The 1112-nt window shown below is 49.2% G+C and carries 2 protein-coding genes; both read right to left on the bottom strand.

Features of this window, described 5'->3' with window-relative positions; translation table 11 throughout:
- Window positions 1–27: 27 nt before the first annotated feature.
- Window positions 28–570, bottom strand: a complete 543-nt coding sequence (locus BRW63_RS29365; RefSeq protein WP_219898763.1) for an IS630 family transposase — start codon at window positions 568–570, stop codon at window positions 28–30.
- A complete protein-coding gene (locus BRW63_RS29360) occupies window positions 567–1037 on the bottom strand; it encodes a helix-turn-helix domain-containing protein (RefSeq protein WP_219898761.1) in 471 nt (156 codons plus the stop codon). Before BRW63_RS29360 ends, BRW63_RS29365 begins: the two co-directional genes overlap by 4 nt.
- Window positions 1038–1112 lie beyond the last annotated feature (75 nt).

Raw genomic sequence — 1112 nt, 5'->3', positions numbered from 1 at the left:
TATAGCAGTCCTATTTGAGTTGTAAGATCAGCCATAGCGCCGCAACTTGGGAAAATCAAACGTGTAAGACTGCAAGAATTGCACAAATAGCTGCTTGACTTGTGCAAAGGTTTCACATCGGTAGTAATGCTGACGCACATAGGTTTTGGCTTGAAGCCAAATGTCTTCAATGGGGTTTTGCTCTGGCGCATTTGGTGCGAAAGCAATACAGCGGATTTGCCACTCGGCTTCTGGTTTGTCAGCGTTGACCTGGTTCAGATAGACTCGCAATTCTTCAGAACGATGGTACGGAGCACCATCCCAGATCAGGACTAACTGCTGGTTAGGACTCTGTTGTTGCAGGTAGTTGAGAAACGCAATCGTGTGTTCTGAGTTGCCTTTCGGGAATCCCTTGACCAGAACTTCCCCAGTGAGATAATCGACTGCGCCATAGTACGTCTGCCGAGTGCGGGCATTCAGGATGGGAATCTCAATCCGCTCTTTGGTTTTACCCCATACATAACCTGTTACGTCCCCCCATAGTAAATGACACTCATCGACCATCAATACCCGCACGGTTCCTTGTTTCAATGCCTCGCGATGCCGCTGGAGAAACCGCTCGATTTCGACTTTTTTGCCCCCACTGCTGCCTCATCTCGCTTTGGATTTACCGTCTGCGACTTCTTCCAGGACAGTCCCGCTCGCGCCATCAAGTCATAGTAGCTCTGTCGCGATCTGAACTCGACCTGGTACTGTTGCCACAGGTGACGCTGGAGTTCTTCTAGCTGCCAAGAGTCTTTTTGTCGCAACCACTCAAGGACTGCTTGTTGCTGCGCTTCACTCAGATAGCCGCTTGACCCTTGATACCCCAGTTTTAATCCGGTTGCCCCCAGTCGTTCGTAGACCCCTTTCCATTTGCTAATAAACCCGGAGGTCACTTGCAGCAGGTTCATAATTTCCGCTTGTACCGTTCCCTGCAATGTGAGTTTGACTGCCAATGCCCGTTTCAATTCACGAGCATCATCGGTTTGGTTGATAAAGCTAAGCAGATCTTGCATACCATCTTTCACGGTTGTCATCAGGGGTCACGACCCACTCAGCCTTCATCTTACAACTGATTTAGGATTGCTATA

The sequence above is a fragment of the Phormidesmis priestleyi ULC007 genome, from assembly GCF_001895925.1.
Lineage (GTDB): Bacteria > Cyanobacteriota > Cyanobacteriia > Leptolyngbyales > Leptolyngbyaceae > Phormidesmis_A > Phormidesmis_A priestleyi_A.
This window is presented reverse-complemented; position numbering and strand designations above follow the sequence as displayed.